This window comes from Bacteroidota bacterium, from assembly GCA_016720935.1.
Lineage (GTDB): Bacteria > Bacteroidota > Bacteroidia > AKYH767-A > 2013-40CM-41-45 > JADKJP01.
The window spans coordinates 667,539-680,909 of record JADKJP010000006.1; the positions used below are offsets into that span (position 1 = coordinate 667,539).

The following is a 13,371-nucleotide window of genomic DNA, read 5'->3' on the forward strand; positions in this document are numbered from 1 at the left end:
GAAATCAAGTGAAAAGCCTCAATTTTCTGTGCTTTGTACGTATTATACAAAAATGACCGAAAAGTATGCTTAGGTGGGCAAAGCGGCCTCTTTAACCAGCAGATCCCGGTAATGTGAATAGATAGCGGATTTAGAGACAAAGCCGATGTATTTTCCATCTTCCACCACCGGCAGGTTCCATGCTCCGCATTGTTCGAAGGTTTGCATGACTTCATGCATGCTGTCCTTTATGTCCAGGATAGCGGGAGGAGAAATCATAAGGTCTTTGAGAAAGGTGACCGGATATTTTTCTTCCGAAAACATAATGCTTCGGATATCATCAAGCAGGATGACTCCGGCGAGAGATCCGTCTTCGTTGATGACGGGAAAAATATTTCGCTTCGAAACGGAAATGGCTTTTATTAAATCGCCGAGTGTTTGATCAGGATGAACGGCATTAAAATTTTTTTCGATGTAATGGGAAAGTTTCATGTGATTCAAAACGACATTGTCTTTGTTTGCTTCCGGAAGATTTCCCTGCTGAACAAGTTTTTTTGTGTAGACAGAATATGGATTGTAAAAACGTGTGATGAGAAAAGAGATGGATGATACGATCATTAATGGAACGAGCAAAGCATAACCGCTGGTGATTTCAGCGATGAGAAATATCGCGGTGAGTGGAGCATGGATGATTCCGCTCATGAGTGCAGCCATTCCGATTACGATGAAATTTATTTCGTTCAGTTCGGCAAAACCAAGTAAATTGATGGCTCTTGAATATGCGAAGCCGAACATTGCTCCCATAAAGAGTGAGGAGCCGAACATGCCTCCATTTCCGCCGCTGCCCATGGTGATTGACGTCGCGGTGACTTTGAGAAAGACCAGCAGGAAAGCGAGGACAACCATCAGCCATGGACCAATCGCTCCGGGGAGAAGCCAGTTTGGCCTAAGGAACTCCGCGTGATTCTGCAGCAGTTGTTGAACGCTGTCGTATCCTTCTCCGAAAAGTGGTGGCACGAGGAAAATAAAAATTCCGAGCAGTAATCCTCCTGCAATTGCTTTGGTGTAGGGTGCTTTGTATTTATTTGATAAATCTTCGAAAGCAAAATATATTTTCTTTCCGATGATGGAGATGAATGCGCAGAGCACCGCGAAGAGGAGATAATAAAATATATGCGATGCATTCCACGAATTGGTGATGAGTACGAAGGGTTGTCCGGAGAAAATAAATCGTGAGAAGAGTGCGGCTGTCGCGGATGAGATGAGCAAAGGTACAACGACCGGCAAGGGCATATCGACCAGCAAAATTTCGAGCGCGAAAATAACTCCGGCTATCGGAGCATTAAAGATCGCGGAGATCCCGGCTGCTGCACCGCAAGCGAGAAGTAGAATACGTTCCTTTGTTCCAAATCCAAATCGACGCGCGACGACACTTCCAATTGCTGATCCGGTAGATGCAATAGGAGCTTCCAATCCCGCAGATCCTCCAAAGCCAACGGTGAGAATACTCGTGATCATCTGGGAATAGACTTTGTCCTGAGGGATATTTCCTGAACGACGGGAAATGTTGAAGAGTATATTCGAAACACCTCGCCCCATATTTCCTTTCAGGAATGTCTGTACATAATACGTAGTGAGTACGATTCCAATTGCCGGTAACAGAATGTACAAAAACTCCAGACTGAAATGATAGACCACGAGCTGAATAAACAGGCGAATCAGGTGAATCCCGTTTTTCAAAACCACCGCACTCATCGCGGAGAGCAATCCAATGAGGATGCTACACATGATTAGCAGACGTTTGGTATTCGCGTACTTTTTCATGATGGTTTCATGAACCTGTGGCAGATGGTTATAAGAATCGAAATTACTGATTTCTTTTGAAGAATGTGCCCTACCGGAAAATAGAGGATTCCGGGAATGTTTCTATTTTTACGCCGGATAATGAAAGCCGGATGTTTGAACCTTTCTGTACAAGAAAATATCGATTTCTTCGTTTGCTTTCATTCCGGTTTTAAATCAAATTTCAGACGATGGCTTTTCAAAAGTTAATGAAATATGGACTTGTGTTTGTTTGTCTTCTGACTTTTCAGCAGATACGAGCTCAGGACAGCGTTCAGGTGATGATCTATGGAAAAGCCTATCAGAAAGGACATCCTGAGATTCGTCTTGATGATCTGATGATCATAAATCTTCGAACTTCGCAGGGAACATTTGGAAAGGCGGATGGATCATTTCAGGCCAGCGCGATGAAATCAGATACATTGCTGGTCGCGTCAACAGGATATGAATACAAACGGATTACGTTCAGAGATTCTGTTCTCAAGCCAGATTATACCATCGAAGTCCCCCTGGTGAAACTAAATGTAAAACTGAAAGAAGTAGTCATTTTCGCTCCACGTGATCTGGAGAATATTTACAAGGACATCGAAAAGCTTGGTTATAACAAACGTGATTTTCAGATTGGCGGTATTCCGGCATTGCAAAGTCCGATCACATTTTTGTACCAGGAATTCAACCGGCTGGAACGACTGAAACGTCACAACGCGGAAAGGATCAATAATGATAAACGCAGGGAATTACTCAAAGAATTGCTTGCCAACTATGTCGCAGCTGATATCATCAATCTCGACAATTCAGAGTTTGATTACTTCGTCGACTTCTGCAACGTCCCCGAAGAATACATGAAAACCGCGACACAGTATGATTTTTGTATTTATGTCAAGCAGAAGTTTGAGATTTATAATATGATGAAGCGAGGGCGGTAGTGAGTTCCGGGTTAGATGTTCAAAGTTCGAAGTTCAAAGTTTGTGGTATGAATTAGTAGTAACCACTAAGCACTAACCACTAACCTCTAAGCACTAACCACTAAGCACCAACCACCAAGCACTAACCACTAAAAACTAACAACTAACAACTAGTCTGCGCCTTCCCATTTGCTTACGACAGCCGTCGCGACGGCGTTGCCCATGACGTTAGTAGCGGAACGGCCCATATCAAGGAGCCAGTCGATGGCGAGCAAAAGTGTTAGTCCTTCCTGGGGAATATTAAAGGTTTGCAGCATACCCGCGATAACAACAAGCGAAGCACGCGGCACTCCGGCCATTCCTTTGCTCGTTACGAGCAGAATCAACATCATTGTAATTTGCTGCGCGACGGAAAGATGCATGCCATAAGCCTGAGCGATGGACATAGTCGCAAAAGTCATGTACATGATAGATCCGTCGAGGTTGAAGGAGTATCCAAGCGGCAATACGAAGCTGATTATTTTGTCCGGACAACCAAAGCGTTCCAGTCCTAGGATGGTTTTAGGCATCGCGGCTTCGCTGCTTGCAGTCGAGAAGGCAAGCAGCATAGGTTCTTTCACATGTTCGAGTAGTCGGAAGAAATTGATTTTAAACAATGCGCAGATTCCAAGCAGGATCACAAATACAAAGAAGATCAGTCCGCCAAAGAAGCATAGAATAATTTTTACATATCCTCCCAGTACATCCAGACCTTTACTCGCGATGACTGCTGTCATGGCTCCGAAAACCGCCAGTGGCGCGATTTTCATGACATAGGATGTTACTTTCAGCATGATGTGCGCGATGGAATCAAAAAAATCAATGACGATTTTTCCTTTTTCATGCAGAGAAGCAGTGGCCATTCCAAAAAAGAGTACGAAGATGATGATTGGCAGAATCTGGTTGCGCGACATTGCATCTGCGATACTTTCCGGAAAAATATGCGAGACAAATTCCCGTGCTTCAAATGGTTTTGGTTGGACGGGAACCAGACTGTGTGCATCCGGTTGTAACAATGCTGTTCCCGGTTCAAAGATGTTTACGATGATCAAACCGAGGACCAATGCGATGAGCGTAGCGCCTGTAAAATAGATCAGTGTTTTGAGCCCGATTCTTCCAACAGTTTTGAAGTCGCCTACTTTGGCGATGCCGGTGAGTAAGAGAGAAAAGACCAGCGGAGCGATAATCATTTTAATGAGTCGCAGAAAAATATCGCTGAGTACCTGCATGTTCTCCGCGAAAGGTTTGATATTCTCAGGATCAGGCCAGTTGTGTCGGTACCAGGCTCCCAAAGCTATTCCAAGCAGGAGTCCGATGATGATTTGTCCGGTTAAGGTTATTTTTCGCATGAACAGGTTCTGATTGAGTTCGATAATTAAAACGTTTAATCTGTCATTGTTTTCAAAGCTAAGATATTTCTATTATTCAGCCTGCGCTGAAATATTTTAATTCTTCACAAGGGATTCTGTACTTTGCAGGATGCAAAATTGGCCACAGCCCTTTTTAGAGCGGATGAAATCGGAGTTGGGAGATGAGTACCAGGCTTTTCTGGAATCGCTTTCAACTGTACCGCCTGTGAGTATTCGTCTCAATCCGTTCAAGCCGGGTTTTAATGTGGAAGGACTGAGTCCTGTTCCCTGGTGTAATTCAGGGTATTATTTACCACAGCGGCCTGCATTTATTTTTGATCCGCTTTTTCATGCCGGAACTTATTATGTTCAGGAGGCGAGTTCCATGTTTTTGGAAACTGTTTACCGGCAGGTATTTCCGGATGAAAGTCCAAAGCTTGCACTCGATATGTGCGCCGCGCCGGGAGGGAAGTCTACGCATCTTCTTGCATTGTTGTCATCTGAAAGTTTGTTGTTGAGTAATGAAATCATTCCGAAACGCAATGCCATTCTCCGGCAAAATCTGGTGAAGTGGGGAAATGCGAATGTTTTTGTAACGCAAAATAATCCGGAAGACTTCAGTAAACTTGGTTCTCTCTTTGATCTGGTTGTAGTGGATGCACCTTGCAGTGGGGAAGGCTTGTTCCGTCGTGATCCGGAAGCGGCAGAGGAATGGTCGGAAGAGGCAGTACAACATTGTGCTGTGCGACAAACGGATATTCTGCAACAGGCGATGTCCGCTTTGAAACGAGGAGGGATTTTAATTTACAGCACCTGTACCTTTGAAAAAGCTGAAGATGAAGATCAGATCCAATCGCTGATTGATTCAGGTGAAGCGGAATTGATTGAATTGGGAAAAACATTTGAAGGTATTGTGCAGACTTCATTTGGTCTGCGTTTTTATCCTCATAAAATCCTGGGTGAAGGATTTTTCATCTCCGCGCTTCGTAAAACCGGGAATGATGAGCATGCCAAAAAAGTGAAGAAAACATTTTTGCTCCAGAGAGTACCTGAAGCGATAGCAGGATATTTCCGTGACGCTTCCAACTTCCGGATTTTTGTACATGAAGAGCGTGTGTATGCAATACCTGTTCCCTTTGTGGATACATTTCTGCATCTTAGTGAGACTTTGTTTATTCGTCAGGCCGGAATTTTTGCAGGGACGGTAAAAGGGAAGGATTTCATTCCATCTCATGATCTTGCCTTGAATGTACAGGTGAATTCTGATAACAGAGTTGTTGATTTGGAAGAAGACAAAGCATTACTTTTTCTCAAAGGCGAGCCGGTTCCCGTTGATTCAGTTGAAAAAGGCTGGCATCTTGCCTCTTACAAAGGTCTTCCTCTGGGATGGATCAAAGTTTTGCAGGGAAGGGTGAATAATTATTTACCGAAAGAATGGAGAATTCACAAGGACCTGCCTGAGGAGTACCGTTGAACTGAAATCATGTTTTTTCAAAACCTGCATGTATATCTTTGTACTATGTTTAATTCCATTAGGAATAGGTTATTCGTAGCTGTATTTTTTATTATTGGAATTTCTTTCATCATTTCTTGTAGTGAAAATGCAAACAGAAATGAAGCAAATAATCATACAGAGATCGATACAAGCGGAAGTTTTCGATTACATCTGACAGATTTTTTTACGGATAGCTCCGGGATAGATTCTTTCATCAGCCGGCATCCGGAGTGTTATTCTGATTCTGGTTTACTTATTGAATTTTACAAACGCAGAAATTTTCGTTTCGCATGGATCAATAAGGATGGTATCATCGAACATTCCGCCCATTTGATCAACCTGATTTCGGGTTCAACAAGAACAGCGATGATGGACACTTCCATTGCCGCAAGACTGCAAATTTTATTTGATTCAGTGAAAGCTGTTCCTCTAATGGAATTACACGAAAGCGGAATAGCGGAAGAAATGGAGTTAAATTTCACGGCCGCCTTTTTTGCTTTTGCACGCAGTGAATATGTGGGTGTAGAGGATAGCGTTTTCCGAAATCTTGATTGGTTTATTCCAAGGAAAAAAATTGATTTCGATGGACTGCTGGATTCTATCCTGAATAAATCGCCGCAGGAGATGGTGAATAGTGAGCCTGTGTATTACATGTATAGCAGACTGAAAAGCTATTTGAATTTGTATACGGAATTAGCCTGTAACGAAACCTGGGATAGCTTGACTCAACCCTCGAATGATTTAAAGCCCGGCAGCAGGGATTCGATCATTCCTGTCATGAAGCATCGTCTGCATTTACTGGGAGACATGGGGATTCTTGATACATCCGATGTTTATTCTGATTCTCTCAGTATTGCCGTCAGACATTTTCAGTCCAGATATGGTTTGAAAACAAGCGGCATAGCGGATAAGGAATTTTTCGAAGCACTCAATGTTAAGCCGGAGGTACGTCTCCGGCAATTGCTCGTTAATATGGAACGCTGTCGCTGGCTTCCGATGCGACCGAAGGGAGAGTTTATTGTGATCAATTTGCCGGAATATAAAATGTATGTGAATTCGGATGAGACAACATTATGGGAATGCAATGTCATAGTTGGAAAAGCATCGAATAACACCGTGATTTTTACTGATAGTCTGGAGTATATTGTATTCAATCCATACTGGAATGTTCCGGATAAAATTATTTTTGACGAGATCGCACCGGAGATGGTCAGGGAGCCTTCGTATTTGAAAAATCATCACATGGAGTTGGTAAGTTATTCTAATCCTTCACGAGTGGTAGATCCCAAATCAGTTGACTGGAAAAATCCCGGACTGAAGAGATTTCCATATTTACTCCGGCAAAAACCGGGGCCATGGAACGCGTTGGGTAGTATCAAATTTTTGTTCCCGAATAATTATAGTATTTATCTTCATGATACACCGGAAAAGAAATTGTTTGATCAACACGAGCGATCCTTTAGTCATGGCTGCATACGTGTGCAGAAACCTTTAAAGCTTGCAGAGTTCTTATTGAAAGATGATTCACTTTGGAATAAGAAAAAAATACAATCTGCCTTAAAAAAAGGGAAAGAAAAATTCGTCAAACTTATTCACAAAGTTCCTGTTTCAATTTTATATTTCACAGCCTGGGTAGACGATGCCGGAGTATTGAATTTCAGAAAAGACGTGTATGGACATGATGTGAAAATGGAGAAAGCGGTGTTTGAATTTTAGATTTTAGATTTTTGATTGTAGATTTTCATGTTCATAAAACAATATTTTTTTTAATTACAATCTACAATCTACAATCTACAATCTACAATCTACAATCTACAATCTACAATCTACAATCTACAATCTACAATCCACAATCTACAATCTACAATCACCAATCAGCAATCTACAATCAAAAATCTTCAATCCAAATCCTCACTCATACGCCTTCATATCCACATTCTTCCCTCTAGTCCCTTTAAATCGTTTCCAGAATTTTTCTCTCTCCATGATGGATTTGAAATTTGGGTTGTAGGCACTTTGTGGATCTATTTTCGGGTCTGTTTTTACAGGATATGCGGCATTGAGAGAATCTATGACCATGGGAATTAAGCCTACAGAAGGTTCCAAAACTTTTCTTGAATAGCGTTTCAACATTCTGGTTTGAAATGGATCAGATGCTAATGCGATGCGTTTGAAACCAAGTTGTTTTGACTTCTTATAAGAATAGAAAATATTCTCGGTGCTGTGTTCGGCTTTTGTTTCAAAAAAGATATGTTCTTTCGGGATACCAAGTTTTTCGGCATAAAGCGCCATGATGATACCTTCATAATAGGGTGAATACACTGAGGAGCCGGAGTACATGACGTTTTTAGCAATGCCTTTATCATACAGGTATTTTGACCAATAGACTCTTCCTTTCATGGTTGAATCCCATTTAGCGTTGTTAAACGGAACTCCTGGAATAACAATGATGTCGTAAGGTTCTGAAGCAGCTTTACTCAGCAGATTGCGTGAAGCTTTTTGTGAGAAAGAACAGGAGTAGAGTGAAAATAAGATGGATATTAAAAATAACCCTGTGGATGTAGATTTCATGTTCAAGGAAAGGAATGTTTTGTGTTTCATCTTTATCTAAAGGCGGGAATAGAGTGATAAACAAGCTTTTCGCTAAAATGTTCAGACTTGTAGCAAAATTACCATTTCTGCGGAATCAGGCTATGAACCTTTGAAGAATCCTGCTTAACCTGACGTGCGTCAATTTCCGGACTCCCGGTCTGGCTTATCTTGTCCGCTTCTATCATCTTTTTGAATTACAGATTATGATTACAGAAGCATTGATTTCTCCTAAAAGTATAGTCATTGTTGGTGCCTCAAATGATACCTCGAAGCCGGGGGGGAAGGTTCTCAGGAATATTCTCGATCACAATTACAGCGGACAACTTTTTGGTGTAAATCCAAAAGAAAGTAATGTTCAGGGTGTACATTGTTTTCACACATGTAGCGAATTGCCGGAAGTCGACCTTGCAATTATCGCAATTTCAGCCACGCATGTGGAGGAAACAGTACGAATACTTGCTTATGAAAAGAAGTGTAAAGCGTATATCATATTTTCTTCAGGCTTTGGTGAAATCGGAGCGGAAGGTAAAGCGTTAGAGAAACGATGCGTTGATATTGTAGAGTCCGTTGGAGGTACACTTATCGGACCGAATTGTATAGGAGTGCTTACACCGACCTACAAGGGAGTATTCGCCGGACCGATTCCAAAGTTTAGTCCGCAGGGATGTGATTGTGTTTCCGCTTCAGGCGCTACTCTCGTTTTCATTCTGGAACAGGCGATACCGAGAGGACTTACCTTTTCTTCTCTATTCTCTGTCGGAAACAGTGCCCAGGTCGGTGTTGAAGAAATTCTTGAGTATTGGGATCAGACTTTTGACCCGGAAAAAAGTTCCAGGATCAAATTGTTGTACATGGAAGAAGTTTCCAATCCGGAAAAATTTCTCAGGCATGCTTTGTCACTTGTACGAAAAGGATGTCGGATTGCCGCGATAAAAGCAGGGACTACAGAGGCAGGATCCAGAGCGGTTTCTTCGCATACGGGGTCTTTAGCCGGATCTGATACTGCTGTGGGTGCATTGTTTAGAAAAGCGGGTATTGTTCGTTGTTACAGCAGAGTGGAGCTTGTTTATGTTGCCGCAATCTTTGCTCATCAACAGTTGAAGGGAAATCGTCTGGCAGTAATCACACATGCGGGTGGCCCGGGTGTGATGCTCACGGACATTCTGATCAAGGGTGGTATGAAAGTTCCCAAACTGGAAGGTCCGGCTGCGCAATCTTTGCTTGGTAAATTGCATCACGGTTCGTCGGTATCAAATCCTATTGATTTTCTTGCCACGGGTACTGCTGAGCAATTGGGAGCCATTCTTGATACAGTTGAAAATGATTTTGATGAAATAGATGGTTCTGTCGTGGTATTCGGTACAACGGGAATGTGGAGTGTCAATAATGTTTACGAAGTGCTGCATGAGAAAATGAAGACGTGTAAGAAACCGATTTTTCCCATTCTTCCTTCCGTGATTCAGGCGGCTGATGAAGTGAGTTTGTTTCAATCAAAAGGCGGTGTGAATTTTACTGACGAAGTGAGTTTTGGTTATGTGCTTTCGCGTGTTTACAGAACGCATGAAGCATTTCCTGAAGCTAAATTGCCGGAAGTTGATTTGTCAACGATCAGATCCGTTATTGATTCAGCAGATAAAGGTTATTTGCATGCGGGTGAATGTGTTCGTTTGCTAAAAGCTGTTGGCCTAGAACAAGCTCCCCAATATTTTGCAAGGAATGCTGAGGAGTTGCAGGATGCCGCAAATCTGCTGGGCTTTCCGCTTGCGATGAAAGTTTCTGGTCCCTTGCACAAAACAGATGTGGGAGGCGTGAAACTGTCTATCCGAACACATGAAGAAGCATTGATGAGTTTTGATAAGCTGATGCTCATTCAGGGAGCGGATGGTGTGATTGTTCAGCCCATGTTGTCGGGGCAGGAATTATTTCTTGGAGCTAGAAAAGAAGATAAGTTTGGACACATTATACTGTGCGGACTGGGTGGAATTTTTGTGGAAATCTTCAGGGATATTTCATCGGGATTATCGCCAATAAGTCGTGATGAAGCTTACGCTATGATCCAAAGATTACGTTCTTATCCTTTGATAAAAGGAGCGAGAGGAAAAGCGGGAGTAAATGAAAATATATTTGCGGAATCAATACTCCGCTTGTCTGCTTTGTTGGAAGCTGCCCCTGAAATTGTTGAACTGGATATCAATCCACTTCTTGGAACGATGGATTACCTGAAAGCTGTGGATGTACGAATCGCGATTGAAAAATAAGATTCGATTTTTTTTATTTATTCCTGATACAACTGATTGTTGTTGTATTCAAGTTCTTTTATTTCCACTTTAAACCAGGTGAAATCCCCATCCTTCAATTTCCAGGTAACCTCACTTTTCGAAGGGATGATGATTCCTGAAAAGGTTCTATAGTTGGAACAGCTGATGTGCCAGGGTTCAACAGAGTATTTCCCATTGAATTCTCCATAACGCATTCCGTCGAATGATTTTATATTTCCAAATTCATCGAAGGTAAAAACACCTGTGACCGATTGTCCATAGCAGGTCATGATTGCCCGCGCTGAAATAGAATCAATGGCTTCCCATTTCATATATTTTTCAAGCGCGCCTGATGGGAACCATGTCATTTCAGCAAGGTAACGCATCATGGAACCTTTGTCGATTTCTTCACCCTGACTATTCACGATATTGATCAGAGAATAGGCTTTGATGTTCATGCTACCTTTTCCATCTACATATTTATCACATCCGGCGACAGGCATGAATGCGGACATATCCATACGGACAGTCCATACAAATCCGGGATTTTGGACTGTAAAATATTGAAAGGCACTGGCAGGAGACCATTTTCCTCCCGGTGCAGTTAACATGGAGCAGGATTGTTGTAATCTGATTGATTTAATTTTTTCCCTTCCGACAACGCCCGAATGAATCAGCCATTTCTTCACCGGGGCAGGGAGTGAATCCAGATTTTCAGGACGGATGATTTGTTCTTCATTTGTGGATTGAAGTGAAAATAAATGAACAATATCCTCACGACTTTCTTTCTGAAAATTCCAATCAGACATCGCGATAATTGCAAAAGGCAGAATAATGATGTTGGCGATGGTTCCGGCTTTTGCATCTTTCCAGTAGAGTATGATCAGTAGTTGCGATAAAATAATGGCCGCTATTCCTGTTATCCACCAGGTGTTTGTTTCCAGGAGAAATGAAATTCCGGTGATGATGAAAAGTAAACAAGTTAGTCCCCAGAAGTAACCGGCAATTTTTGCGAAAGCAGGGGAGAGTGGTGCAATTGTTTTTCCACTGAACTTTGGAATTTCAGCAAGACGCAGTTCTCTTATAAAGCCAATGAGATGGATGAATCCATGAATAATAAGAATGATAATAAAAAGGATTCGGAGCATAGCCTGTCAGACTCAAATCTCCTTTCTCATACGATCTATAGAAGCGTGGTAAATAAGTGCGAAACTTTCTTCTTTCATGTATTCGGTCAGCTTCGGTTGCCATTCCTGTGCCTTGTCCGATAATTCCATCATCTTTTTATTGTTGAGGACATCATCCGGATAAGTTTTTTGTATAGCGATGACTTCAATGAATTCATCCATCCATTGTCCATATCTAAGCATGAATTCCTGTTGTTCCGGATTCAATTTGTGAATTGCCTGATGGTCTATAATCTTTGCCAAAGCTCCGGTGCTAACTAATCCGGCTCCGGCTGTAATGCCGAGAATTTTTAAGAATTTTCTACGGGTTGAATCTTGATCAGTCATGGGGTAAATTCTAAAATTTAAGAGAGTAAAATATATTGGATCATCAAATATCGCGACACTAAAATGTTAAATTATATCTGAATTTGCAAGACCCTTGAAGATTTATTTGCAGATCGATGTTGATTTGCCATTGGAAAAGCTGCTGTAAGGAGGCTCTTATTTGACGAGATTCATATGATGAATGTCATGATTTGATTTTGTGAAAATTCGACATTTGATACTTATGAGAAAAGTAATATTTTTCCTTAGCAGTTTTATGCTTTTGTTCCTGAATATGCCCGGAGCTGTTGCGCAGGATGTATCGATGAGTGATTCTATGGTTGTCAGTTGTCAGGCTAATTTTTTTGACAGCGGTACATCAGGCGCGGCATACTCTCCAAATGAAAATTACACTCTAACTTTTCAGTCGGCAAGTAACTGTATTTTGGACATTGTTTGGACTAATTTTGATTTGGGTGCGGGGGATACGCTGTTTATCTATGATGGATGTGATCTTTCGGCCTTACTTATTGGAACATTCACTCAGACGTCTTTACCTCTTGCTATTCAATCTACCGGAAATTGTCTGACATTTCATTTTACTTCTGATGGTACAGATGAGGGATCAGGTTGGGCGGCGGAAGTATCTTGTCCAACTACTCCGGTTGCAGGCATTCTCACTGACGGTCCAACGGAATTCTGTGGGGGAGACAGTGTGCATCTGATTGCAAGCGGAACAGGTACCGTTCATTGGAATACACTTTCAAATGAAGATACTATTACCGTCAGTTTTCCCGGTACCTACGTCCTTACAATTACCAGTGCAGGCGGATGTTCCGATACAGCGGTGCAGGAAATTACTGTATACCCATTACCACCGGTTGGATTCATTCTGGATCAGGATACTTTTTGCACACAAGACCCTGCTTATCCAATGACAGGGGGATTTCCTGTCGGAGGGGCCTATAGTGGAACAGGAGTGGTCAATAATACATTTTTTCCATCACAAGCCGGGCAGGGAGTTGTAACTGTGTATTATACCTACACCGACAGCAATGGCTGCAGCAGGACCATTCCGCAGTCGATCACTGTATTAATTTGTCAGGGAGTAAAACAGTTTCAAGTAATTCCGCTTGTACAATTAATGCCTAATCCTGTCCATGATAATCTGAATATTGAAATCCAAAGTTCAGATGAATTTGAGATGTTGGTGGTGACGGATATCCATGGAAGATGTATTCAAACAACTTCGCTGAATCATCTTTCCAATGAATTTCAAATGGATGTTCATGATTGGATTCCCGGATTTTACTTTTTCAGATTCGTTGGGAAGAATCAGGCATGCTTTAAAGTGGTAAAAACTGAATAATGTTGATAAACCTGTTCATTTTCCAGGATTTCTAATTATAAAAAAATCAT

At 41.9% G+C, this 13,371-nt stretch carries 10 protein-coding genes; 5 read left to right on the forward strand and 5 right to left on the reverse strand.

Annotation, left to right across the window (positions count from 1 at the left end):
• Positions 1-69 precede the first annotated feature (69 nt).
• Positions 70-1,803 (reverse strand): chloride channel protein, encoded by a 1,734-nt coding sequence (locus IPP86_11155; protein MBL0139069.1) that lies wholly within the window; start codon positions 1,801-1,803, stop codon positions 70-72.
• A 209-nt stretch (positions 1,804-2,012) separates the two neighbouring features.
• Between IPP86_11155 and IPP86_11160 the strand changes: the two genes are divergently transcribed.
• Entirely contained in the window at positions 2,013-2,747 is a 735-nt protein-coding gene (locus tag IPP86_11160; GenBank protein MBL0139070.1) for a hypothetical protein, read from the forward strand.
• 149 nt (positions 2,748-2,896) lie between these two features.
• Here IPP86_11160 and IPP86_11165 read toward each other — a convergent pair whose 3' ends face one another.
• On the reverse strand, positions 2,897-4,114 hold the full coding sequence (locus tag IPP86_11165) for a dicarboxylate/amino acid:cation symporter (GenBank protein MBL0139071.1): 1,218 nt from the start codon (positions 4,112-4,114) through the stop codon (positions 2,897-2,899).
• 163 nt (positions 4,115-4,277) lie between these two features.
• On the opposite strand from IPP86_11165, the gene IPP86_11170 reads away from it, so the two are divergent.
• Both IPP86_11170 and IPP86_11175 read left to right on the forward strand, forming a co-directional pair.
• Positions 4,278-5,588, forward strand: a complete 1,311-nt coding sequence (locus IPP86_11170; GenBank protein ID MBL0139072.1) for a hypothetical protein — start codon at positions 4,278-4,280, stop codon at positions 5,586-5,588.
• Between the two features lie 9 nt (positions 5,589-5,597).
• The gene (locus IPP86_11175; GenBank protein ID MBL0139073.1) at positions 5,598-7,325 is read left to right on the forward strand and encodes a L,D-transpeptidase family protein; all 1,728 of its coding nucleotides are present in this window, start codon (positions 5,598-5,600) and stop codon (positions 7,323-7,325) included.
• 195 nt (positions 7,326-7,520) lie between these two features.
• Here the strand turns inward: IPP86_11175 and IPP86_11180 are convergent, their stop codons facing one another.
• Positions 7,521-8,180: a YdcF family protein gene (locus IPP86_11180; protein ID MBL0139074.1), complete on the reverse strand. Its 660-nt coding sequence runs from the start codon at positions 8,178-8,180 to the stop codon at positions 7,521-7,523.
• A gap of 224 nt (positions 8,181-8,404) precedes the next feature.
• Here IPP86_11180 and IPP86_11185 point away from each other — a divergent pair, with 224 nt between their 5' ends.
• The gene (locus IPP86_11185; GenBank protein MBL0139075.1) at positions 8,405-10,459 is read left to right on the forward strand and encodes an acetate--CoA ligase family protein; all 2,055 of its coding nucleotides are present in this window, start codon (positions 8,405-8,407) and stop codon (positions 10,457-10,459) included.
• 17 nt (positions 10,460-10,476) lie between these two features.
• Here IPP86_11185 and IPP86_11190 read toward each other — a convergent pair whose 3' ends face one another.
• Positions 10,477-11,607 carry a hypothetical protein gene (locus tag IPP86_11190; protein ID MBL0139076.1) on the reverse strand — a complete coding sequence of 377 codons (1,131 nt, stop codon included), beginning with the start codon at positions 11,605-11,607 and terminating at the stop codon, positions 10,477-10,479.
• A 12-nt stretch (positions 11,608-11,619) separates the two neighbouring features.
• Positions 11,620-11,973, reverse strand: coding sequence for a hypothetical protein (locus IPP86_11195; GenBank protein MBL0139077.1), 354 nt, complete (start codon positions 11,971-11,973; stop codon positions 11,620-11,622).
• Positions 11,974-12,196: 223 nt separating this feature from the next.
• Here IPP86_11195 and IPP86_11200 point away from each other — a divergent pair, with 223 nt between their 5' ends.
• A complete protein-coding gene (locus IPP86_11200; protein MBL0139078.1) occupies positions 12,197-13,321 on the forward strand; it encodes a T9SS type A sorting domain-containing protein in 1,125 nt (374 codons plus the stop codon).
• Positions 13,322-13,371 lie beyond the last annotated feature (50 nt).

Coding starts and splice junctions, on each gene's coding strand:
- IPP86_11200 (MBL0139078.1), top strand. CDS start 12,197: ATGAGAAAAGTAATATTTTTCCTTAGCAGTTTTATGCTTTTGTTCCTG.
- IPP86_11160 (MBL0139070.1), top strand. CDS start 2,013: ATGGCTTTTCAAAAGTTAATGAAATATGGACTTGTGTTTGTTTGTCTT.
- IPP86_11190 (MBL0139076.1), bottom strand. CDS start 11,607: ATGCTCCGAATCCTTTTTATTATCATTCTTATTATTCATGGATTCATC.
- IPP86_11165 (MBL0139071.1), bottom strand. CDS start 4,114: ATGCGAAAAATAACCTTAACCGGACAAATCATCATCGGACTCCTGCTT.
- IPP86_11155 (MBL0139069.1), bottom strand. CDS start 1,803: ATGAAAAAGTACGCGAATACCAAACGTCTGCTAATCATGTGTAGCATC.
- IPP86_11180 (MBL0139074.1), bottom strand. CDS start 8,180: ATGAAATCTACATCCACAGGGTTATTTTTAATATCCATCTTATTTTCA.
- IPP86_11170 (MBL0139072.1), top strand. CDS start 4,278: ATGAAATCGGAGTTGGGAGATGAGTACCAGGCTTTTCTGGAATCGCTT.
- IPP86_11195 (MBL0139077.1), bottom strand. CDS start 11,973: ATGACTGATCAAGATTCAACCCGTAGAAAATTCTTAAAAATTCTCGGC.
- IPP86_11175 (MBL0139073.1), top strand. CDS start 5,598: ATGTTTTTTCAAAACCTGCATGTATATCTTTGTACTATGTTTAATTCC.
- IPP86_11185 (MBL0139075.1), top strand. CDS start 8,405: ATGATTACAGAAGCATTGATTTCTCCTAAAAGTATAGTCATTGTTGGT.